Origin of the sequence: Nocardia sp. JMUB6875 (assembly GCF_041154655.1) — a bacterium.
Lineage (GTDB): Bacteria > Actinomycetota > Actinomycetes > Mycobacteriales > Mycobacteriaceae > Nocardia.
In genome coordinates, this window is the sequence record NZ_BAAFGR010000137.1 from 1 (window position 1) to 22510 (window position 22510).

Genomic DNA, 22510 nt, shown 5'->3' on the forward strand with positions numbered 1-22510 from the left:
ACTTCGAAGACGCCATCGCCGCCACCAACCTCCTCCCCGGCCCGGCCTCCACCCAGCTGGCCATCTACACCGCCTGGCGCCTCCGCGGCCGCGCCGGAGCCCTGATAGGCGGATTCTGCTTCATAACACCGGGATTGGTCCTGATCCTGGCCCTGGCCGCGATCTTCCTGGCCTCCGACAATCCGGCCTGGGTCCGCGGCGCGGCGGCCGGAGCCGGATCGGCGGTAGCAGCCGTAGCCATCCACGCCGCCACCACCTTGATCCCCGCCAGCTGGCAGCGCGCCGGAAAGGGTCGCGCCGCCCGAGCCCGCTGGATCGCCTACGCCACAGCCGGTCTCACCTCAGCCGCCCTCATCGGCCCCTGGCTCGTCCTCGTTCTACTCGCGGCAGGCCTGGCAGAGATTCTGATCCGCAACAAACCGACGCACAGAGAGCCGGGAGGCGACGGATCGTCCCGACGTTGGCTTGCGGCCTGGCCTTTGGCTTCTGCGGCTGGAATCGCGGGTGGCGGGTTGGGAGCCCTGGCGTGGGTGGCATTGAAGGTCGGGGCGCTGTCCTACGGCGGTGGGTTCGTGATCATTCCGCTGATGCAGGCGGACGCGGTCGACCGGTACGGGTGGATGACCGGCGGGCAGTTCCTCAATGCTGTTGCGCTGGGCCAGATCACGCCAGGGCCAGTCGTACAGACGGTAGCGGTGGTCGGTTACGCCGCGGCGGGAGTTCCGGGCGGGTTGCTGGCTGCGGCAGTGGCTTTCGCACCGTCGTTCCTGTTCGTGCTGGCCGGTGGCCGCTATTTCGACCGGCTGCGCGGCGATGCGCGGGTGCAGGCGTTCTTCACCGGGGCCGGTCCGGCCGTCATCGGCGCGATTGCCGGATCCGCGATTCCGCTCGCGCTTGCGCTGCAACACGTCTGGCAGTTCGCGGTGCTCGGTGCGGCGGCGGTGTGGCTGCTGGCCGCCCGGCGCGGGGTAGTCAGCACGCTGCTGGGCGCGGGGTTGCTCGGCGTCGGTGCGGCGCTTGTGGGATGGCCTGTCGGCTGAAATTCAGATCGTGATGCCGAGGGCGCCCGCCACCGCTCTGGTCAGGTGGTCGGTCACCTCGCCCGTGGTCCAATTGCGGTGTTCGGTGAGGTCGTAGACGACGCGTTCGTCGAAGATCGTGATCCAGAGCAGGACGGCGTAGGTGACGTCGTATTCGGTGGTTTTGCCTTGCAGGGCCAGGGAGTTGAGGACTTCGGCGAGCATGTCGTGCAGGGCGGTGATGGATTCGTCGCCGGCGGACAGGCGCTCGATGAAGCCTCGCGAGCTGCGGACGTAGCGGACGGCCGGGCCCCATTGGGCGGCCTGGTCGATCCAGGTGCGGCAGCAGCGGTGGAAGCGGTCGACCGGGTCTAGGTCGGCCTCGACGGCAGCCAGGGCTTCCACCAATTGCTCGATGGCGCGGCGGTGGAACGCCTGCAGTGCGTCCTGCGGGGTGGGGAAATGCCGGTACGCGGTGGCGACGCCGACACCCGCCTCGGCGGCGAGTTCGGGGATGGAGAAGCCGATCCGGCCGGTTCGCAACAGGCTCTGGACCGCGTCGACCAGCAGCACTCGGCTGCGCTGGGCATCACTGCGGGTGTTCACGGGCACGCCTCCATCCTGCGCGAACGCGGACCGTGATCGCCGCGCGGCACTCGAGTAGAGAAGTTCTTCTCAGTTAAGTATTCTCTAACAGAGAAGATCTCCTCACTTAGGAGCCTCAGGATGCGAGCAGCCGCGCCGGGTGCGCTGCTGGTGCTGATCATGGCCCAGCCGAATATGGCGACCGGGATGATGCCGTACTACCGGCACGCCTGGACGCTCGCGCCGCTGCTCATCACCGCGATCTTCGCCGCGTACCTGTTCGCGCTCACTCCGACGCTGGCCATCCTCGGCACGCCACCCGGCAGGCAAGCCTGGTGGTGGCGGATCGGCGTCGGTAGCGCCTTCGGCGTCACCGCGGATCTGGCCATGGCCGTGGCACATTCACCGTGGCCGGTGGTCGCCGCGCGAATCTGCGCCGGATTGTCGGTGGGCCTGGTGACCGGTTCGCTGGCCGGATTGATCCTGGAGCGCAAGGGCGAACGCGGCCGCACGGCCATGGCGGTCGCCACCGTGCTCGGATCGGCGCTCGGCACCATCGCCGCCGCCGTCATCGCCCAGTACCTGCCCGCGCCCGGCGTGACCGTCTACCTCGCGCACGCGGTACTGCTCACGTTCGCCGCAGTCGCGGTGGTCGGCGACCGCGCGATGCTTCCGGCAACCCCGAAACAAGCCACCCTCACGACAGCCGCCACGACCGAACCCCGAATCGCCGGATATCTCAGCGGAATTGCCGCCTGGGTCTCGGCCGGTCTCGTGGTCGCGCTCCTGCCGAGCTACGGCGCCGAACTCCTGGGCACCACGAATCTCGCCCTACTGGCCCTGCCCGTAACGCTCTATCTCGTCGCCGCTTGGCTGGCGCAACGCCTGCTGCCGCCGAACAAGCTTGCCGCCGAGCCGGTTTCGGCCCAGTGGATCATCATCGCCGGAATCACCCTGGCCGCGGCCGTCTCCTGGATCCCCAGCCTGCCCCTGCTGCTCTGCGGCGGCCTGGTGGCGGGTTGCGGCCAGGGTCTCGCCTACCGCGCCGGTCTCCGAATCGTCAGTGCCGCAACCCCTCCCGACCAGCACGCCCGCGCCTCGTCCCGTTTCGCGGGCGTGGCCTACGCGTGCGCCGCGGTCTCGACGGTCGCTTTCGGCGCGATCGCCACGGCCGCCACCATGCGCGCCGCGGTGCTCGCCGCCGCGGCCGTCCTGATCCTGGTGGCCGTGGCCACCGCCGTCGTCCGCCGGCGCGCAATGGCGCGCGCCGCGGACTTGTCGTCCGCTCGGAAAATCACGACAACCGCATAGCAGAACGCCTGTCACATTCGACAAATCCAATCGAATGTCACGCAATTTCACGCGCGAATTACGTTCGCGCGCAATAACTCATGCCGATCCATAATTCCTTTGCCGCCAATTCCGAATCAGGCGAAACAAAGTGGTTACGCGAGTTCACCGCAACATAAACTCAGCCCCTTTCACTGGAATGCATACAGCTCAAACACATTCTCTCCGAATGGATTCCAGCAATGGCAGCACAAACACTCACCCGCAGTCTCGGCCGGGTAGACCTCATCGCCATGGGTGTCGGCACCATCGTGGGCGCGGGCATCTTCGTCACCACCGGCGTCGCCGCCGCGACCAAGGCGGGACCGGCCATCGTCCTGTCGTTCGTGCTGGCCGGGGCCATCTGCGCGCTGGTGGCGCTGTGCTACAGCGAACTCGCCTCCATGACGCCGCTATCGGGCAGCGCCTACACCTACACCCGCGAAACGCTGGGCGAGACGCCCGCCTTCCTGGTCGGCTGGAATCTGCTGCTCGAATACGCCGTCGCCGCATCGGCCATCGCCATCGGCTGGTCCGGATTGTTCGGCGCGGCCCTGGATTCGCTATTCGGAGTGACACTGCCCAAGGCGATTTCCGCGGGCCCCAGCGACGGCGGCATCATCAATCTTCCCGCGGTGCTCATTGTCGCCGCGCTGATCGGCGTGCTCGTCTTCGAGGTCAAACTCACCGCCGCCGTGGTGAAAACTCTGGTGGCCCTGACCATCGGCGTGCTCGTCCTGGTGATCGCGGTCGGCGCGCCCCATCTGCATCCCGGCAATTGGTCGCCGTTCCTGCCGTTCGGCGTGCACGGCATCGCGGCCGGGGCGGCGCTGGCGTTCTTCGCGTATCTCGGATTCGATGTCGTCGCCACGTCCGCCGAGGAGACCCGCGATCCGCGCCGCGATCTGCCCTGGGGCATCATCGGCTCGGTCGTCATCGCCACCGGGCTGTATGTCGCGGTGAGCGCCGTATTGACCGGCGTCGCACCGTATTCCAGCCTGAATAACGCGGCACCGGTCGCGACCGCGCTGGCCTCGTTCGGCGCGGGCTGGATCGGCAAGGTGATCCTGGTGGCCTCGGTGGTCGCCCTCACCAAGGGCCTGCTCATGGTCTGCTACGGCCCGACCCGGCTGGTGTTCGCCATGAGCCGCGACGGCATGCTGCCGAAGGCGCTGTGCCACACCGGTTCCCGGGGCACTCCGGTCCGATTGAGCCTGTTGCTGGGCACTATCGTCGCCGCGGTCGCCGGATTCCTGCCCATCGGCACGGTGGCGGAGCTGGTCAATATCGGCGCGCTGTTCGCCTTCGTGATCGTGGCGCTGGGCGTGCTCATCCTGCGCCGCACCGCGCCCGACCGCCCGCGCCCGTTCCGGGTGCCGTTCCTGCCCGCGGTGGCGGTCGCCGCCATCGCCGGATGTATCTGGCTGGCCACCACATTCGAGGCGCTGACCTGGCTGCGATTCGTGATCTGGAGTGCTGCCGGGCTGGGGATCTACCTGTTCTACGGCCGCGCACACGCCGCCACCGCCCCCGATACAGCCTTGCCCGTGCCCGTACCCGCCGGAGGTGCCGCGTGACCGCCCAACTCGACAGCTTCTACCCCACCCGCGTCGATTTCGGCACCCTCGATGAAATCCACCGTGCCGCCGCGGCCGCCCTCCCCGCCGAGGTCATGGACTTCGTCGAGGGCGGTGCGGGCAAGGAGATCACGCTGCGCGACAATCGCGCGGCCTTCGACCGCTGGCGCATCCTCCCGGCCCCGATGAGCGGCGTCGGCTCCCCGTCAACCCGCACCGAGATCCTCGGAATGCCGTTGCAGACACCGATTCTCACCGCCCCGTTCGGCGGTGACGCCCTGTTCCACCCCGACGGACATCCGGCGGTGGCCCGGGCCGCGCAGGCCCGGGGAGCGCTGTCCGTGGTGCCGGAGGCGGGCAGCTATTCCTACCAGCGGGTGCGGGCCGCCGCGCCGGGGGCGGCCCGCATCGCGCAGGTGCATCCGTTCGGGCACGTCGGAGCCGTCGCCGACCGCGTTGCCCGGCTGGGCTACGAGGCGCTGTGCGTCACCCTGGACTGCCCCGTCGGCGGCTTCCGCACCCGCAACATGGCCAACCGCTTCGACCCCGACCAACGCCATTTCGCGGGCAACCTCACCGGCGAGAACGGCGCGCCCGGCGTCGCGGAGATCTTCGGCCAGCTGCTCAAACGCGGTGGCATGGTGTGGGATTGGGCCACCCTGGCCACCGCCGCCACCGGCTTCGGACTGCCCTGGATCGCCAAGGGCGTGCTCACGCCCGCCGCCGCCGAACAGGCCGTGGCCATCGGTGCGAGCGGTCTGGTCGTCTCCAATCACGGTGGGCGGCAGGTGGATCCGGCACCGGCCAGCCTCGACATGCTGCCCGGCATCCGCGCGGCCGTCGGGCCGGACGTACCCATCCTGCTGGACAGCGGGATACGCACCGGCAGTGACGTCTTCCTGGCCCTGGCGCTCGGCGCGGACGCGGTGATCATCGGCCGCGCCGCCATCTACGGGCTGGCCGCGGCGGGCGAGGCGGGCGTGGATCGGGTGCTGGAACTGCTCACCGAGGAGCTGCGCACGCTGATGATCCTGGCCGGGACTCCCGGCATCGCGGAGATCGATTCCAGCCGAATCGTCAGGGCGAGCTCATGACCGCGTTCCCGTCGGCCCGCACCGGTTCCGGCCTCGTGTTCACCTCGGGTCTGGCCGCCATCGATCCCGAGACTCTGGCCGTTCTCTCCGACACCTTCGAGGGCCAGGCGAAAGAGATTTTCCGCCAGCTCGACCAGGCGTTGGCCGCCGCCGGCTCCGACCGCACCCGGGTTCTTCGCCTCGACTGCTACCTGGCCGACCGCGCCTGGTTCCCGGCCTGGAACGCCCTGTTCCCCACCTACTTCCCGACGGCCGCACCGGCGCGGATCACCACCGTCACCACCCTGCCCATCGACGGGCTGCTCATCGAAATCCAGGCGATCGCCATCGCCACCGCTCAGGAAGATCGATCATGACCGCAGTCACCCCGCTCCTCCATTCCTCCTCCGCCATCGGTGATTTCACCATTCGAGACGTCATCGAGGGCCAGACCGCCGGCCAGCTCATCGTCGCCGCCGATGACTGGGGCTGGTGGGTCACCCTGCTGGGCGGTGACACCATCGCGCCCACCACCGGTATCCAGCACACCGTCGCCGAGGGTCTGGTGCGCGCCGGATTCCTGATCCGGCGCGGACACCGCTACCAGCTCACCCACACCGGGCACGACGTCGGCAAGAACCGCGGCTTCGTGCGGGTGGCGGTGCGCGGGTGGGAGCCCACGTTCCGGCAGCTGTCCGAGAGCCCGCATCGCGAATACATTCACGCCGCAACGGAACCCGGCGAGGTTGCCAGGGGATGCACCGACATCGCGCGACGGCGGCCGGAGATCTTCGAAGCCATCGGCCGCGCCATCGCGACCGGAACCCCGGGCTGCACCATCGATCTCGGCTGCGCGGATGCCGGTCGCGTCATGGCGCTGGCCGGAATCGCCGAACAGGAACGCTTCCTCGGCGTAGACATCGAGGACGTCGTAATCAGCACCGCCACAGCCGAACTCGCCACCCGCGGCCTAGCCGACCGCATCACCCTGCTGGCCGGTTCCGTCCAGCCCGAGCCGACCCCGCCAGCCTGGCTGTCGGCCGTCGACCGCGACAGCGTCACCACGGCCATGTCCTTCTTCCTGCTGCACCAGCTGGCCAGTGACGGCGACGGCATCGCCGCCGTACTGCGCGGCTGGATGGACTGGTTCCCCAATCTGCAGCGGCTGGTGATCGGCGACGGCTATCTGCTCGAGGCCCCGAATTGGACACAGCAGCCGTGGTTCTCGCCCACCTACGAGATCTACCACGCGGTCACCGGCGTCCGGCTGTGGACGCGGCACGAATACGAGCAGGCGTTCGCCGAACTCGGCTGGACGGTGCGGCGGCGGCTCGAGGACCACACCATGCTGGTGACCAGCATTCTCGAACGGGATTGAGCCGGATCGGACGGGTCGGTACGGTGAGGATCGATGGATCTCTCCCGGAGGCTCGATGCCGCGGGCCGTGTGGTGGTGGTATCACCGCATTTCGATGATGCGGTGCTGTCGCTGGGCGGGTTGATCGCGGCACGCGCCGGCCGGGGGCAGGCGGTCGAGGTGCTCACCGTATTCTCGGCCGAGGGAGCGGGGCGAGACGGCGGAAAGCGGCAGAAAGCCTTCTCGGACTACGCATCCCGGATCAGCGAGGACGATCGGGCACTGTCCACTCTGGGGGCTCGTGCCCGACGCCTCGGACTGTTCGAGCGACTGTTCCGCGATCCACCGCCACGCGGTCCCCTGGCCCTGTTCCGGACCTCCGCGGATCTGGCGCGCGGCGCGTACACCGAGACGGTCGCCCGCACGATCCGCGGCCTGCTGAATTCCGAGAGCACGCTGGTACTGGCCCCATTGGGCATCGGCAACCACGTCGACCACGTGATCGTCGCCGTCGGTGCCCTCACCGCCGCCCGCGGTGATCCGCGAATCCTGTTCTACGAGGACTTCAACGCACTGTCCGAACGCAATCGCCGCCGCCATCCGGTCTCTCGGCTCCGCCCGTTCCCCTACCGCTCTGCCCCGGGCCGCGCCAGCCCGGGCATCGGTCTCGAAATGGAGGCCATGTCGCTGCTGGCTCGCGGCCCGGACGCCACCGAGCTGGCCGGGCTCCCGGTTCGACGCGAGCAGTGGTCGATGTCGGCCTTCCCGCTGAGCAATGCACTCGAAACCCTCAAACTGCGCGCCATCGCGGAATACCGCACCCAGACAAAAGCTTTGGGCGGCGAGCAACGCCTGCGCGAGATCCTGCGCCGCGCCCATGCCGTCCGCGGCGGCGAGCCCGTCTGGAGGTTCCAGCCGTCATGAGATGGATCGCGGTGCTGGCAATGCTGTTCGGCTGGGCCGGGATACCGCCTGCCCGGGCCGATGCCACCGCACACATCGAGCGCATCGTCCCCGTCACCGACCGCTGGCTACAGGTTTACGTCCGCTCCCCCGCCATGGCGGCCACCGTCCAAATCGATGTCCTCCTACCGCAGGCCGCCACCGGACCCAGGCCGACCCTCTACCTCCTCGAGGGCATCGACTCGGCCCGCCCGGACCAGAACGACTGGACCGCTCAGGGCGGCGCGGTCGACTTCTTCGCCGACAAGGACGTCAATGTTGTGCTTCCCGTCGGCGGGGCGGGCAGCTACTACACCGACTGGCAGCGCGACGATCCCGTACGCGGCCACCAGAAGTGGGAAACCCTTCTCACCCAGGAACTCCCGCCGCTGCTGAACGCCCGCTACGACGGCAACGGCCGCAACGCGATTCTGGGCATCTCCATGGGCGCGCAGTCCGCCATGATGCTGGCCGAACGCGCACCCGCCCTGTACTCGGCCGTCGCGGCTCTGAGCGGCTGCTTCAATACCAGCGACGCGATCGGCCAGGCCGAACTCCGATACATCGTCGGTACCAATGGCTCCGACCCGGACAATATGTGGGGCCTGGCAACCGATCCTGACTGGACGGCCCACGATGTCCTCACCCACGCGGACCGGCTGACCGGCAAGGCCCTCTATATCTACGCCGCTTCTGGCCTGCCCGGCGAGCATGAGAACGCGGCCACCCCCGACCTCCCGGACGTCGTGATCAACGGTGGCGCAATTGAATTCGGTACACGCCTGTGCACCGACCTCCTGCGCCGCGAGCTGGCGGCCCTGGCCATCCCCGCCACCTACGACCTCGCCCCGGCGGGCACCCACAGCTGGCCTTACTGGCGCGACCACCTGGCCACCGCCTGGCCGGTGCTGGCCACCGCGTTGGGCCCATAGTTCGAATTCGTCGGGGAGAACGGGAGTTCCAGGGTGCGAGTACTGTTCATCGCCACCCCGCTGATCGGCCACGCCTTCCCGATGCTGCCGCTGGCGCTGCATCTGCGCGCGGCCGGCCATGAGGTGCTGCTCGGATCGGGGGACGAGGTGGTCGGCGTTTTGAGAGACCAGCTGCCCACGGTGAGCATCGCCGATCCCATGAGTGTCCGAGTCCCTGTCCGCGCCTTGGCCTTTCATCCGGTGGCGGCCCGCAATGCGATCCTCGGCTCTGCCGATCCGATGGTCGCGGCACGCGTCTTCCGACCGGTGAACGACAACATGCGGACCCGAGTCCAGGCCCTGGCCGAGCACTACGCCCCCGACCTGATCATCCACGAGCCCTTCGCCGCCGTCGCGTCCATCGCCGCCGAGCACCTGAAAATCCCTGCCGTCCTGCACAATATCGGCCTCGACCACGGCGAACGCGTCTGTGCCAGTCTCCTCGACCGCCTGTCCAGCCCCCACACCGTTGATGCCGCCGCGCTCAGCATCGCCCCGCCCAGCATCGTCTCCATCCCCGGCTGGCCCATGCGGTACGTCCCCTTCTCCACGCCCGGCCCGCCCATGCCCGACTGGCTCGCCGCGCCCCCCCACCGCCCCCGAATCCTGGTCACTCGCAGCACAATGCTCGGCGACCGCGCGACGCCGTTCCTCACCTCGGTCCTGCGCGCGGCTCCGGAGGTCGACGCCGAATTCGTCATCGTCCGCCCGGACCGCGGCGTCACCCGTCGCAAGGCCCTGCCCCCGAATATCCGCACGGTCGGCTGGACCATCCTCAGCGACGCCCTGCGCACCTGCACCGCCATGATCAACCACGGCGGCGCCGGTTCCGTCTACGCCGCGCTGAGAGCCGGTCTCCCGCAGATCCTCACCCCCGACACCGGCGACCGCGGCTGGAACGCCGCCCTCATCCAGCAACGCGGCTGCGGCCTGTCCATCCCGCCCCGCCGCATCACCTCCGCGAGCATCAACCGCCTCATCACCGACCCCGATCTGGCCACCGCCGCTCGCGAGGTCGCCGCCGAAATGTCCACCATGCCAACCCTTGCCGCCGTCGCCGCACGCTTGACGGGGTTGGTCGGCTAGGCTCGCCGGGTTCGTTCGATGATGAAGGAGAGTTCGTGGGTAAAAAGAGCCGTCTCGCTTCGGGTGTCGGAGTGATGGCTGCCGGGGTGGCATTGCTGGTGGGGACGGCTACGGGGGTGGCCGGGGCGGAGCGGGCGCTAACGGCGCAGGAGCAGGTGTTCGTGAATTATCTGCAGGCGCAGGGTGAGCTGCTGACCGATCTGGATCAGCAGCTGGCCGCCATCGACGTCGGCAAGGCCGATTGCAGCGCGCTGGCGGCGGGGCTGACCAAGGAGCATCTGACCGAGCAGCTGCCGGGCGGTGCCGCCGAAAAGGAAGAGGCTCTGCTGTTCCTGAACGCCGCGACGGCTCCGGGCAGCCTCTGCGGCTGAGCCGAGCCGAATCTGAAAACCTGCGGGCGCTGCCGGATCGGGCAGCGCCCGCTGTTTATTCACCGCGCAGCTCCCCTATCTGATTGCGTAACTTGTTAATTGCATACCTTGCGGAATTCTTCAGCAAACCCCGCATCGCGCGGGCCGGTCGGGCGTAGCGTCACCGCACGCGAGAACCCGTCACGCCGCACGAGAGGAAGATCCATGGCGGACTTGGAGATTGCACTCAAGGACATGATGATGCTGGATGGCGCCATCGGCGCGGCCGTGGTGGACTACGGCAGCGGGATGCCCCTGGGCATGCTCGGGGGCGGTAAGAATCTCGATATCGAGATCGCGGCCGCGGGCAATACGGAGGTGGTCCGGGCCAAGCTGCGTACCATCGAGCAACTCGGCATCAATGAGGAGATCGAGGATGTCCTCATCACCTTGAGCAGTCAGTACCACCTGGTGCGGCCGCTCCGGGGGCGGCGGTCTCACGGGCTGTTCCTCTACGTCGCGCTGGATCGTGCGCGCGGCAATCTGGCGCTGGCGCGGCATCGACTCAAGGACATCGAAGAGGGCCTCGAGGTCTGAGGATTTTTCGCGGCCGCGGTGTCGTATTCGCGGTGGGCCGTTCGTGTAGGAGATGAACCCGGCGACCTGGCCGGGCAGACTCCCAGGAGCGAACATGGGCACGATCACCGCGGTCGTCAACCTCACCCTCGACGGCGTCATGCAGGCACCGGGGCGAGCCGACGAGGACACGCGCTACGGCTTCACCGGCGGCGGCTGGGCGCATCGATATGCCGATCCGGTTCAGGCCGAGGTCATGGGCAGGCATATGGCGGCCCACAGCGGCGGAGGCCTGCTCTTCGGTCGCCGCACCTACGAGGACTTCTACGGGTTCTGGCCGCATCAAACCGACAACCCGTATACCGAGGTGCTGGACAAGACCGAGAAATTCGTCGCGTCCCGTACCCTGCGCGAACCACTCCCCTGGCAGAACTCCACCCTGCTGGCAGGCGACGCGGTGGCGGCCGTCCAGAAACTGCTGGCCGATCGTCCCCATTTGAATCTCGTTGTTCTCGGCAGCGGCGAGTTGCTGCGTTCGCTCATGCGCGCGGGCATGAGCGACGAGTACCTGCTCTCGATCCACCCGTTGACGGTCGGTCCCGGCATCCGGTTGTTCGACGGCGTCGACGTGGGCCGGCTGCGGCTGGCCGACAGTGTCACCACGACGACCGGCGTCATCATCGCCACCTACCGTCCCGCCGGAGAGGAGTCGCTGTGACCCAGTACCTGCTCAGCATCTACCAGCCCGACGACACCGCGCCGCCGGATGATCTCGACCAGATCATGAGCGACCTGGCAGCGCTCAACACCGAGATGCAGAAGGCCGGTGCCTGGGTGTTCGCCGCCGGACTGCACGCACCGGACACGGCCACCGTGCTCCGCCGCCAGGGCTCCGAGGTCCTCATCACTGACGGGCCTTACGCCGAAAGCAAGGAGCACATAGGCGGATTCACGGTGCTGCAGGCCGCTGACCTGGACGAGGCACTGGATTGGGGGCGCCGCATGGCCGCCGTCATCGGGCTGCCGATCGAGGTCCGGCCGATCCAGGATTCTTGATATGCCTTCCGGCTCAGTCGATGTCGCGTCCGTGGCGGCGGTCTTCACCGAGCACTACGGTCGCGCCGTCGCCAGCTTGATCCGCGTCTTCGGCGATGTCGATATCGCCGAGGACGCGGTTCAGGACGCCTTCGCCACCGCCGTCGACCGCTGGCCGTCGGACGGTGTCCCGCCCAGCCCGCCGGGCTGGATCATCACCACCGCACGCAATCGCGCCATCGACCGCCTCCGCCGCGACGCCGCCCGCGCCGATAAATACGCCCAGGCCGCCCTCCTGCACGAGCGCGACGAACCCGCCGAGGAGGGCCCTGTGCCCGACGACCGCCTACGTCTCATCTTCACCTGCTGCCACCCGGCCCTGTCCCCCAATGCCCGGGTGGCCTTGACTCTCCGCCTGCTCGGCGGCCTCACCACCGCTGAAACCGCCCGCGCCTTCCTCGTCCCGGAACCCACCATGGCGCAACGCCTGACCCGCGCCAAGGCCAAGATCCGCCACGCCCGCATCCCATACCGAATCCCCTCCGACGCCGACCTCCCCGCCCGCCTCGACACCGTGCTCGCGGTGCTCTACCTGATCTTCACCGAGGGCTACACCACCACCGCCGGCGACCAGCTGACCCGCGCCGACCTGTGCGCCGAAGCCATTCGCCTGAACCGGGTTCTGGCCGACCTCATGCCCGACGAGCCGGAAGTCTGGGGCTTGCTTGCCTTACTCCTGCTCACCGAATCCCGCCGCGCCGCAAGGACTTCCCCGGAAGGCGACCTGATCCCCCTCCCCGAACAAGACCGCACCCTCTGGGACTCCGATCTGATCGCCGAGGGGCACACCCTGGTCCGCCGCTGCCTCCGCCGCAACCACCCCGGGCCTTACCAAATCCAAGCCGCCATCCAAGCCGTTCACACTGACGCTCCTACGGCTGCCGACACCGACTGGCCCCAAATCCTGGCTCTCTACGACCAATTGACTGTGCTCGCGCCCAGCCCGGTGGTCAGCCTCAACCGAGCCGTGGCTCTGGCCGAAGTCGAAGGTCCCGCCGCGGCCCTGTCCGCTCTCGAGAAACTCGACCTCGACGATCACCACCTCTACCACGCGGTCCGGGCCGACCTCCTCCGTCGTCTAAGCCGCAAACCCGAAGCCGCCCAGGCCTACAAGTCCGCCATAGCCGCCGCGCGCAACGCTGCCGAGCGTGACTATCTTCAGGGTCGGCTCGAATCCCTCTGAGGGTCGCCGGAATATGTGATTCAGAGTGCATGAGGTCAGGTAACCCGGGGGAAGACTCCTTGGGCTGATCACTGCCGATTGGATTGCTCGCGTTGGGATGTACGGGGCAGTGTGGTTGCGTCGCCTGCCCTACCGGACTTGGGCTGACGCCAAGTTAGGAGGCGGAACTCACGTTCCGGACCACGGACTGCACGGATCACCTTTTAGAGATAGAAGACGAATTACACCCGGTTGGGGCGGGAGCGCCAGAAAGCCTTGCGCTGGGCGGGAGTGCAGTAGACGTGCATCATCTCCATCAGGCCGTTGATTACCGGGCCTGGATCGATGAATGGGGAGATCGTCTCGGCGTCAGGCACTCCCGCAGCAGTGACCGGTGGAACCGGCACGCTGGGGAACAGGAACGGTGTTCCTTCGGGGGTGGTGGTGACCGAATCACCGGTGGGCGTGGTCCATTGCACCTCCCGATCCGGGAGATGATCAACCTTCCACCCATTGCGGTGATTATCGGCAAGAGTCTTGAGCCGATGATGCCGTCGACACCGCGCCCCCAGATTCTGTTCGCTGGTGGGGCCACCGTTGCCGGGGTTGTCGTGGTCGAACCGATCCTGGTGATCAAGATCGGTATCAGCGGCAGGAACCTGACACCCGGGCGCACGGCAGATCCCATCCAGCGCACGCACCCGCGACGCTACGCGCGCACTGGGCCGGTAGGTCAATTCATTGACGCTACTTCCCTTCTCAGCCTCGACGAGGCAATCGGTGCCAGCAGCAGACGCGCCGGAAGCGGACGCACCTGGAGCGGTGGCGGCAGCGGCGGTGGCGGCAGCAGCAGCCGTGGCGGTGGTGGTGGCAGCAGCAGCAGCGGTCGTGGCGGCGCCAGCAGCGGTGGCGGCGGTCGTTGTTATGGTGGTGGCGGTCGTGGTGGTGGGGGCTGAGGTGGCGGTGTCGGGGGCGGTGATGATCTCGAAGCGGGCGTGGCGGGCGATCTGACGCGCCAGGTCGGCGTCGATCGCGCCGAATCCGGCAAGCAGGGCGGGGTTGTCCTGCAAGCCCGCAAGGGTTTCCGCCGACACACCGACCTGCACCAACGCCTTGCGCGCCACCGGAGCCACTGCATCGAACGCGGCGCGCGGGCAGTCGGCGCGACCGCACTGACAGGTCAGGCGGCCGGTGCCATCGGCGAGGGCAACGAGAGCATCTGCGCGGCGCTGGTTTTGGGTGCGCGGGTCTTCGCTGCATACCTGGGTGCAGGCCATCTCGCGCAGCCGCTCGTACAGGGTGCGCCCACCGGCGGCGGGGAGCGTTCCGCCCAGAGTGGCGGTGCCGTTGTCGGCGGCTTCGACACTGACGTAGCGGTCGGCTTCGGCTTCCTTGCGGCGCTTCGCCTGGCCTTCGGGGTCGGCTTCGGTGAGCCAGCGGCGCACGGTGCGCCGAACCTTTTGCGGGTCCGCGTTTTCCGCGTATGCGGCGATCTTCGGCTCCAGCTCGGTGAGCAGGTCCTCGGACACGTTGGTCAGCGTTTCCCGCACGGCACGCACGTGCGCCAGGTCGATACGTCCGGCAGCGAAGGCTTCCGCGGTGGTTGGGTAGCGGTGCTTGAGGTCGAGGCCGATGTTGATCAGGTTGTCCGCGGAGCGCTGCGACATCTTCAGTGCGACACCGATTTCGGTGGCGGTGCTCTCCCCCGCGTACAGCAGACCGACCCCCAGGTCGATCTGCTGAGCGCGGCGGCGCTCGTACAGCCGTGTCATGAGCGTCGTTTCTTCGGCCTGCAACACAGCTATCCGCGAGTGCACGCCGCGGAGCCGCTCGACCAGTTCCCGGTCGGCAGCCATCTCAGCAGCGAAATCACCCATGCCTTCGATCATAGTTTCGAATCTCGCGACACGACAGCATGATCGAAGCAACACGCACTGTAAACCTCTAGCTATCAACGTCTTTCGGGAGTCGCGAGTTCAGGAACGGGGCTATGTGGGCGGCACTTTCGGCGTTGAGCATTGCGGTGTGCCATTCGTCGATGCTGATTCGGTCGATACGGCCGGTGATGTGCGGTCGCCAGGCGTCGACGAATTGGGAACGGTTGGATTCTCGGGCTGCGGTGAAGAGAAGGGCGTCGCCGGTGAAGCGGCCGGGGTTGTATGGGAGCGGGTTGGAGAAGCTGGCGAGGACCCGTTGGGTTTGTTGGGGAGAGAGCATTCCGGTGGCCGCAATGCGGTCGGCGATCAGGGCGTAGAAGTCGTCGAGGTTGTCGACGTCGGGGGTTTCGTCGAGGTTCAGGGCGTCCTGCCAGCCGCCGAGGATTCGGGAGATGGCCGTGGTGACATCCTGGCGAGTGGGCTCGTTGACCCGGCCCACACCGGTTTCCGGGGTGGCGTCGACGAGCGCCAGCAGGCCGACGGAGTGGCCGAGGGCCTGGAGGCGGACCGCCATGGCGTGGGCGATCTGCCCGCCGAGCGACCAACCCACGAGGTTGTAAGTGGTGCCGGGGAACCGCTCGAGGAGCTCGCGGACATAGCGGTCCGCGTACGCGCCCACCGAGTCCAGACGATCCTCGTCGGCGACGATGTGCGGATCCTGGAGGCCGTAGACCGGGCGGTCGGGGTCGAGATGCGGTACCAGCGACCCGTAGACCCAGGAGAGTCCGCCACCGGGATGGATACAGAACACCGGAGGCTGGCTGCCCGAGGATCGAAGCGGAGTCAGAACGCCCAGGGAGATCGGCAGGGTATTCGTCCCGCTTTCGAGCGTCCGCGCCAGGGCGGCCGGCGTGGCGTCGGAGAAGAGCCGGCCGAATTGCAGCTGGCTCCCGCTGCGCGATCGAACCAGGGAGACGACTTGTACTGCGGTCAGCGAGTTTCCGCCGAGGGCGAAGAAGTCGTCGTCGGCGCCGACCCGGTCCACGCCGAGCACCTCGGCGAAGACGTCGGCGATGAGCTGTTCGAGACGGGTCGCCGGTGCGCGGAACCGCTGGGGTGTGGATTCCGGTCGCGGTAGGGCCCGGCGATCGATCTTGCCGGTGGCGGTCACCGGCAGTTCGTCGAGCACCAGCACCGCATCCGGCACCATGTAGCCCGGCAGCCGTTCGGAGACCGATCTGCGAACGGCCACCGGATCGATCTCATGCCCCGATTCGGGCACGACGTAGGCGATCAGACGGGCTGCGGCACTGTCACTTTCGCCGTCGGACCCGTCCACGATCGCGACCGCCTGTTCGATCCCCGCCAAGTCGGTCAGCGCGGTCTCGACCTCGCCCAACTCCAGCCGCTGCCCGCGCACCTTCACCTGGAAGTCGGATCGCCCGACGAACACCAAACCGGCTGTCCCCGAGTCGTTCTCGTCGACCATCCAGCGCACCAGGTCCCCGGTCCGGTACAGCCGCTCCCCCGGCGCACCGAACGGATTCGCGATGAACCGCGACGCCGTCAACCCGGCCCGTCCCCGATATCCGCGCGCCACACCGGGTCCCGCCGGCCGTCGAACCGCTGGAAGGCGCTGCGGCCGACCGCATTCTGGGCGGGGTGCCCGGGACCGAGGCCGACGGGGTGGTGTGGGCCGACGTGATCCGCGAGGTCGCCGCCGACGGCAGCGTGCTGTGGGAGTGGCGGGCCGCCGAGCATCTGGATCCGGAAGACGCTGTGCTGCAGCCGCATTACTGGCGTGAGCACTGGCCGCTCATCAACAGCGTGCATCCGCTGGACGAGCACACCGTGATCGCCAGCCTGCGCAGCGTCTCGGCGGTCCTGCTCATCGAGCGCGGCAGCGGCAAATACACGCTGCTCGCCGATCGTGCCACCGTCGCGCAGCAGCATCACGCCACCCCGGTGGGTGACGGCCGAATCCTGTTGTTCGACAACGGCACCTTCCGGACCGGCGAGTCGGTGACCTACAGCCGGGTGCTCGAACTCGACGCGGCCAGCGGCGAAATCGTCTGGAAGTACCAGGATTCACCGCGCGAGGCATTCTTCACCCCGTACATGGGCGGCGCGCAGCGGCTCGCCAACGGCAATACCCTCATCACCGAGGCCGCCTTCGGCCGCATCTTCGAAGTGACTCCGGCACAGCGCATCTGCTGGGAGTATGTGGTCCCGTCCTTCACCGAGTACCCGGATCCCGCTACCGCCCAGGTCTTCCCCGGTGTCTCGAACGCCATCTTCCGCGCCTACCGCTACGCCGCGTCGGAGATTCCCTGGCTGTCGGCCTGAGCATCGGTCGCGGTGGCGAGCAGCCCGGCGAGCAGGCCGGGCGGTGCGCGGCGAGGTGGAGCGAATTCGCGTGTCGCGAGCCCGAACCTCTCCGTATGGCGGTCCGAGTGGGGATGATCGTTCCCATGGTGTTCTCGGGCTCGGACGCGCGGCTCATCGGACTCGCCGGCGCGGTGACGGTCGCGGCCGCGGTGACCAATTACGCGGAGGTCGGCGGCACGGTGGTGCCGTTCATCGTTTCCGGTGCGGCGCTCGCGCTGCTGGCCGCGCTGGTCGGCCGCAGTGTCGAGCAGGTCGCGGAACGGCTGGGCGCGGGCGCGACCGGGGTGGTGCAGAGTTCGCTGGGGAACCTGCCGGAGTTGTTCGTGGTGCTGTTCGCGCTGAAGAGCGGGCTGTATCAGGTCGCGACCGCCACCATCGTCGGTTCGATCCTGGCCAATGTGCTGCTGGTGCTGGGGCTGGCCTTCATCGCGGGCGGGGTGCGCCACGGCGTGCAGCGCTTCGACACCGCCGCGGCCCGCAGGCTGTCACTGATGCTCACGCTTTCCGTTGCGGCCCTGGTGGTTCCGGCGCTCACCGCGCTGCTGCACACCCCGGCCGCCGGGCACGAACGCGCGCTGTCGATCGTGGTGTCGGTCCTGCTGCTCGGGCTGTTCGCGCTGTCGCTGCCCGCGGCGCTGAAACGGCAGGAAGCCCCCGCGCCCACCGCCGGGCAGTCCGGCAGCTCCGGTCAGGCGGACACCGCCGATCAGCCCGAAACCGAGGAGCCGCAGGTGAAATGGCCCCTCTGGCTGGCGGCCACCATGCTCGCGGTTACCGGCGTGGCGGCAGCCTTCGTCTCGGACTGGTTCGTCGCCGCCCTGACCCCCGCCATGGATTCCCTGCACATCTCCCAGGCCTTCGCCGGCCTGGTCATCGTCGCCATCGCCGGCAACGCGGTCGAGAACGTGGTCGGCATCCACCTGGCCTACCGCAACCAGGCCGACCACGCCCTGTCGATCATCCTGCAGAGCCCCATCCAGATCGCCATGATGGTCGCCCCGGCCCTGGTCCTGCTGTCCCCCTTGGTCGGAGCCTCCTTCACCCTGGTCCTCCCCCCACTGCTACTGGTCGTACTCCTGCTAGCAGTGGTGGTAACCATCGTGGTCGTCCTCGACGGCGACTCCAACTGGCTGGAGGGCGCAGCCCTGGTCACCCTCTACGCGATGATCGCCACCGCGTTCTGGTGGGGTTAGCAGGGCTGCGGTCCCGATCAGGAGAGCTTCAGGCTGCGGCCGATGATTTCCTTCATGATCTCGGTGGTGCCGCCGTAGATGGTCTGGACGCGGGCGTCCATGTAGGCCTTGGCGATCGGGTATTCGCGCATGTAGCCGTAGCCGCCGTGCAGCTGCAGGCACTTGGTGATCAGGTCGAGCTGTTCCTCGGTGGACCACATCTTGGCCATGGCGGCCTCTTCGACGGTCAGCTTCTCCTGGTTGAGCAGCTCGATGCAGCGGTCGGTGAAGACCCGCACCGCGGTGGTCTTGGTGGCCAGCTCGGCCAGCACGAAGCGGGTGTTCTGCTGTGCGCCAATGGGTTTGCCGAAGGCCTTGCGGTCGCGCACGTACTGGCAGGTGAGCTCCAGGCAGGCTTCCATGGCGGCGGCGGCCATCACCGCGATGGACAGGCGCTCCTGCGGGAGGTTCTGCATCAGGTGGATGAAGCCCTGGCCCTCGGTGCCGAGCAGGTTCTTGCCGGGGACGCGGACATCGGTGAAGGACAGCTCCGCGGTGTCCTGCGCCTTGAGGCCGATCTTGTCGAGATTGCGGCCGCGCTCGAAACCGGGCATGCCGCGCTCGACCACGAGCAGTGAGAAGCCCATGGCGCCCTTGGCCGGATCGGTCTGGGCGACCACGATCACGATGTCGGCATTGATGCCATTGGTGATGAAGGTCTTGGAGCCGTTGAGGATCCAGTCGTCGCCGTCCTTGACCGCGCGGGTCTTGATGCCCTGCAGATCCGAGCCGGTGCCGGGCTCGGTCATGGCGATGGCGGTGATGATCTCGCCCGAACAGAAGCCCGGCAGCCAGCGCTGCTTCTGCTCCTCATTGGCCAATTCCAGCACGTAGGGCGCGATCACGTCATTGTGCAGACCGAAACCCAGGCCGGAGTACATGCCCTTGGTGACCTCCTCGGTTACGATGGCGTTGTAGCGGAAATCCTTGACGCCCCCGCCGCCGTACTGCTCCGGCACTGCCATGCCGAGGAACCCCTGCTTGCCGGCCTCCAGCCAGACCGAGCGATCGACGATGCCGTCGTGCTCCCACTGCTCGTGGTTCGCAGCCACATGCTGATCGAGAAACTTACGGAACGACTCCCGGAACAGCTCGTGTTCGGGTTCGAAAAGGGTGCGCTCCACGCCAACCTCCTACAGTGACCACATCGGCACCATCGCCTGTGCCCAATACGGTACTCGAAAGTCGAACGGAGGTTAACTTCACGGGGCCGGAAAGTGGTCCGAACTGCGACAGTCGCCGTTGACGTCGCGGAACGGAGAGCCTGAACTTCGGTAAACCTACCGGGAAGTCAGAGCGGATCCTCAGAGGCCGAAGCGGCCCAGGGTGCGGCCGAGCAGGCTGCGACCGCGATCCCGGTCGCGCTCGGCCAGCAGGAAGTCCAGTTCACCTTCGAGGGCCTTCTTCACCAGAATCTGCAGCTCGATCGCGGCGGCGTCGAGGTCCTCGGCGTCGCGCCAGGGAGTGGTGTCGATCGGGGTGCCGAGCGCGTAGTAGAAACGCTCCGGCTTGGGGATCAGGGTCGGGCCGAGACCGCGGATGAGCGGCGGGGTGAGATTCGAGCGCAGGCCCAGGCCCTCGACGGCCTTGCGCAGCGGCAGCATGACCGGGTGGTCGCCGTCGAAGACGATGTCATAGATGTCGTCACCACCGATCATGGCGGTCGGAACGATAGGCGCGCCGGTCTGGATCGCCATCTTGGCGAAGCCGGTGCGGCCCTCCCACAGCAGCTGGTACTTCTGCCCCTTGCCGCGCATGGCCTCGCGACCGCCGCCCGGGAACACCGCGACGGCCTCGCCCTTCTCCAGCAGCGTGGTGCAGTTGCGGCGGTTGCCGCGCACGATTCCCCAGCGGTGCAACACATCTCGCAGACCCGGCACATCGATGAGCACGTTCTCGGCGAGCCCCCGCACCAGCCGATCGTGCTGCACCAGGATCTCGTGGGCCAGCAGCGGGGCGTCGGTGCCGCCCGCGAGGCTGTGATTGCCGACGAGCAGGACCGGGCCCTCCGCCGGGAAGTTCTCCATCCCGTAGAAGCGCGGACTGAACCAGGCCCGCGACGGGGCGATGAGCAGATCGATTATGCGGCGATCGGTTTCGGTCAGATCGACGTGCAACGGCGCGCCGTCCGAGAGCCCCCTCGGCGTATCAGAATCGGACAAATGACTGTCGGTACGAGACAAAACAACCCTCCCTGCAAGAGCCTTCGATAACGCCATGCTAACGAAAGCTCGCGCAGGTCACAGACCGAGGGTTAGAACAGGTTCAGGCGACTGAATGTGGAAAACTCTGCCTTCAGTTCCTCTTTGTCGGCGGCGGTGAAAGGCTCGTACTCGGGTTTGCCGCGACCGGCCCAGCGGTAGAGGGGTTCGCCGGTGTGCCAGCGTTGCTCCTGGAGTTCGCGTTTGAGCACCTTGTTCGAGCCGGTGACCGGGAGGTCGCCGGAGACCCGCAGCAGCCGGGGTGCGCCCTTGCTGCCGAGATCATCTTGGGCACTGAGGAATTCGGCGAAATCGGCGACGTCGAAGGCGGCGGGATCGGCCACCTCTATGGCGGCCATCACCTGATCGCCCGAGCGCGGATCGGGGACGCCGTACACCGCCGCGGCGATGACCGCGGGGTGCCGTCGAATCACCTGTTCGATCAGCAGTGTCGAGGTGTTCTCACCGTCGACGCGCAGCCAATCGCCTTTGCGCCCGGCGAAATACAAGAATCCCGACTGGTCGATATATCCCAGGTCGCCGGTCCAATACCAGCCGTTCCGCAACCGCTCGGCATCCGCCACATCGTTTTTGTAATAGCCCTCGAAGACGAGTGCGCCCGCCTTGTCGATCATCTCGCCGACGGCTTCGTCCGGATTCAATACATGGCCGTATTCATCCAGTACCGCTCGCGCGCAATCGGCGAGGGTCGCCGGATTCACCACGGCCACACCCGGATGCGCCGGGCGACCCAGCGCCGACGGCGGGGCCTGCGGGTCGAGTGCGGCCAGGGCCGGGCCCTCGCTGGAGCCGTAGCCCTCGAACAGCCGCGCCCCGAAGCGGCGCTGGAATTCCGCCTGATCGGCCACCGACGCCTCGGTGCCGAAGCCGCGTACCAGGGTGTTGTCGGCGTCATCGGGCATTTCCGGAGTGGCCAGCAGGTAGCCGAGCGCCTTGCCGACGTAGGTGAAGAAGGTCGCGCCGAAATACCTTACGTCCGAGAGGAATCCGGACGCGGAGAACTTCGGGGTCAGGCAGACCGTCGCGCCGTTGGCCAACGCGGGAGCCCACAGCGCCATGATGGCGTTGCCGTGGAACAGCGGCATGCAGCAGTAGTCGACGTCCTCGCGGACATGGCCGAACTTGTCGCTCGCTCCGTACGCGATCGCCGCCAGACGACGCTGGGTGCACTTGACGGCCTTCGAGGTTCCGGTGGTTCCGGAGGTGAACAGCAACAGCAGCAAGGCTTCCGGTCCCGCATGCGCGACCGGCTCGACGCGATGCGCCTCGACCCGCTCGTGGTAGTCCGGATCATCCACGAGCAGAAACCTTTCCGGCTCCAGCCCCAGATCCAGCCCACCCAGCCTCGCCATGCCCGCCGCGTCGGTGACGATCAGCTGGCAGTCGACATACCGAATATCGGCCTCCAACTGAGCATTTCCCCGCGTCGGATTGATCCCGACCACGGTGGCCCCGGCGAGCGCGGCAGCCCCCAGCCAGAAGACGAAATCAGGCACGTTGTCGAGCAGCACCCCGACATGAAACGGCCCCTCCCGCCGCAACTCTCGCGCCAGTTCGGCCCGCGCCGCCGACTCCCGCACCACCGCGTCCCAAGTCCAGTCACGCTCCCGAGTCCGCAACCCGAGCCGCTGATCCCCCAACCGGTCCATCAACATCGTGGCGACATCCC

22 protein-coding genes are annotated in these 22510 nt (G+C 67.7%); 16 read left to right on the forward strand and 6 right to left on the reverse strand.

Features of this window, described 5'->3' with window-relative positions; genetic code table 11:
- Nucleotides 1–1040, forward strand: a 1040-nt coding sequence (locus ACAM49_RS29065; RefSeq protein WP_369638736.1) for a chromate transporter, incomplete at its 5' end; no start/stop codon positions are given.
- Nucleotides 1041–1043: 3 nt separating this feature from the next.
- On the opposite strand, the gene ACAM49_RS29070 is transcribed toward ACAM49_RS29065, so the two are convergent.
- Nucleotides 1044–1625, reverse strand: coding sequence for a TetR/AcrR family transcriptional regulator (locus ACAM49_RS29070; protein WP_369638737.1), 582 nt, complete (start codon nucleotides 1623–1625; stop codon nucleotides 1044–1046).
- A gap of 120 nt (nucleotides 1626–1745) precedes the next feature.
- Between ACAM49_RS29070 and ACAM49_RS29075 the strand changes: the two genes are divergently transcribed.
- From ACAM49_RS29075 to ACAM49_RS29135, 13 genes are all read left to right on the forward strand, one after another.
- Entirely contained in the window at nucleotides 1746–2915 is a 1170-nt protein-coding gene (locus ACAM49_RS29075) for a hypothetical protein (protein ID WP_369638738.1), read from the forward strand.
- A 221-nt stretch (nucleotides 2916–3136) separates the two neighbouring features.
- Complete coding sequence (locus ACAM49_RS29080) at nucleotides 3137–4510, forward strand: amino acid permease (RefSeq protein WP_369638739.1); 1374 nt, start codon at nucleotides 3137–3139, stop codon at nucleotides 4508–4510.
- Complete coding sequence (locus tag ACAM49_RS29085) at nucleotides 4507–5604, forward strand: alpha-hydroxy acid oxidase (RefSeq protein ID WP_369638740.1); 1098 nt, start codon at nucleotides 4507–4509, stop codon at nucleotides 5602–5604. The genes ACAM49_RS29080 and ACAM49_RS29085 overlap by 4 nt, the downstream gene beginning before the upstream one ends.
- The gene (locus ACAM49_RS29090; RefSeq protein ID WP_369638741.1) at nucleotides 5601–5960 is read left to right on the forward strand and encodes a RidA family protein; all 360 of its coding nucleotides are present in this window, start codon (nucleotides 5601–5603) and stop codon (nucleotides 5958–5960) included. Before ACAM49_RS29085 ends, ACAM49_RS29090 begins: the two co-directional genes overlap by 4 nt.
- The gene (locus tag ACAM49_RS29095; RefSeq protein ID WP_369638742.1) at nucleotides 5957–6961 is read left to right on the forward strand and encodes a hypothetical protein; all 1005 of its coding nucleotides are present in this window, start codon (nucleotides 5957–5959) and stop codon (nucleotides 6959–6961) included. The genes ACAM49_RS29090 and ACAM49_RS29095 overlap by 4 nt, the downstream gene beginning before the upstream one ends.
- A gap of 33 nt (nucleotides 6962–6994) precedes the next feature.
- Nucleotides 6995–7864, forward strand: a complete 870-nt coding sequence (locus tag ACAM49_RS29100; RefSeq protein ID WP_369638743.1) for a PIG-L deacetylase family protein — start codon at nucleotides 6995–6997, stop codon at nucleotides 7862–7864.
- The gene (locus tag ACAM49_RS29105) at nucleotides 7861–8814 is read left to right on the forward strand and encodes an alpha/beta hydrolase (RefSeq protein ID WP_369638744.1); all 954 of its coding nucleotides are present in this window, start codon (nucleotides 7861–7863) and stop codon (nucleotides 8812–8814) included. Before ACAM49_RS29100 ends, ACAM49_RS29105 begins: the two co-directional genes overlap by 4 nt.
- Nucleotides 8815–8847: 33 nt before the next feature.
- Entirely contained in the window at nucleotides 8848–9939 is a 1092-nt protein-coding gene (locus tag ACAM49_RS29110; RefSeq protein WP_369638745.1) for a glycosyltransferase, read from the forward strand.
- 35 nt (nucleotides 9940–9974) lie between these two features.
- Nucleotides 9975–10310, forward strand: coding sequence for a hypothetical protein (locus tag ACAM49_RS29115; RefSeq protein WP_369638746.1), 336 nt, complete (start codon nucleotides 9975–9977; stop codon nucleotides 10308–10310).
- 204 nt (nucleotides 10311–10514) lie between these two features.
- Nucleotides 10515–10886: a hypothetical protein gene (locus ACAM49_RS29120; protein ID WP_369638747.1), complete on the forward strand. Its 372-nt coding sequence runs from the start codon at nucleotides 10515–10517 to the stop codon at nucleotides 10884–10886.
- Between the two features lie 94 nt (nucleotides 10887–10980).
- Nucleotides 10981–11583, forward strand: coding sequence for a dihydrofolate reductase family protein (locus ACAM49_RS29125; protein WP_369638748.1), 603 nt, complete (start codon nucleotides 10981–10983; stop codon nucleotides 11581–11583).
- Nucleotides 11580–11921 carry a YciI family protein gene (locus ACAM49_RS29130; protein ID WP_369638749.1) on the forward strand — a complete coding sequence of 114 codons (342 nt, stop codon included), beginning with the start codon at nucleotides 11580–11582 and terminating at the stop codon, nucleotides 11919–11921. The genes ACAM49_RS29125 and ACAM49_RS29130 overlap by 4 nt, the downstream gene beginning before the upstream one ends.
- A 1-nt stretch (nucleotide 11922) precedes the next feature.
- Nucleotides 11923–13143, forward strand: a complete 1221-nt coding sequence (locus ACAM49_RS29135; RefSeq protein ID WP_369638750.1) for an RNA polymerase sigma factor — start codon at nucleotides 11923–11925, stop codon at nucleotides 13141–13143.
- Nucleotides 13144–13364: 221 nt separating this feature from the next.
- Here ACAM49_RS29135 and ACAM49_RS29140 read toward each other — a convergent pair whose 3' ends face one another.
- Nucleotides 13365–15011, reverse strand: coding sequence for a DUF222 domain-containing protein (locus tag ACAM49_RS29140; RefSeq protein WP_369638751.1), 1647 nt, complete (start codon nucleotides 15009–15011; stop codon nucleotides 13365–13367).
- 55 nt (nucleotides 15012–15066) lie between these two features.
- A complete protein-coding gene (locus tag ACAM49_RS29145; protein ID WP_369638752.1) occupies nucleotides 15067–16569 on the reverse strand; it encodes a thioesterase domain-containing protein in 1503 nt (500 codons plus the stop codon).
- Nucleotides 16570–16661: 92 nt separating this feature from the next.
- Here ACAM49_RS29145 and ACAM49_RS29150 point away from each other — a divergent pair, with 92 nt between their 5' ends.
- Together ACAM49_RS29150 and cax are read left to right on the forward strand one after the other, a co-directional pair.
- Nucleotides 16662–17345 carry an aryl-sulfate sulfotransferase gene (locus ACAM49_RS29150; protein ID WP_369638753.1) on the forward strand — a complete coding sequence of 228 codons (684 nt, stop codon included), beginning with the start codon at nucleotides 16662–16664 and terminating at the stop codon, nucleotides 17343–17345.
- A 95-nt stretch (nucleotides 17346–17440) separates the two neighbouring features.
- The gene (cax, locus tag ACAM49_RS29155; RefSeq protein WP_369638754.1) at nucleotides 17441–18580 is read left to right on the forward strand and encodes a calcium/proton exchanger; all 1140 of its coding nucleotides are present in this window, start codon (nucleotides 17441–17443) and stop codon (nucleotides 18578–18580) included.
- A 17-nt stretch (nucleotides 18581–18597) separates the two neighbouring features.
- On the opposite strand, the gene ACAM49_RS29160 is transcribed toward cax, so the two are convergent.
- The 3 genes from ACAM49_RS29160 to ACAM49_RS29170 all read right to left on the reverse strand — a co-directional run.
- Nucleotides 18598–19743, reverse strand: coding sequence for an acyl-CoA dehydrogenase family protein (locus ACAM49_RS29160; RefSeq protein WP_369638755.1), 1146 nt, complete (start codon nucleotides 19741–19743; stop codon nucleotides 18598–18600).
- A gap of 180 nt (nucleotides 19744–19923) precedes the next feature.
- Nucleotides 19924–20781, reverse strand: a complete 858-nt coding sequence (locus ACAM49_RS29165; RefSeq protein WP_369638756.1) for a lysophospholipid acyltransferase family protein — start codon at nucleotides 20779–20781, stop codon at nucleotides 19924–19926.
- Between the two features lie 92 nt (nucleotides 20782–20873).
- Nucleotides 20874–22510: AMP-binding protein (locus tag ACAM49_RS29170; RefSeq protein WP_369638757.1), on the reverse strand; the 1637-nt coding region annotated here is incomplete at its 5' end.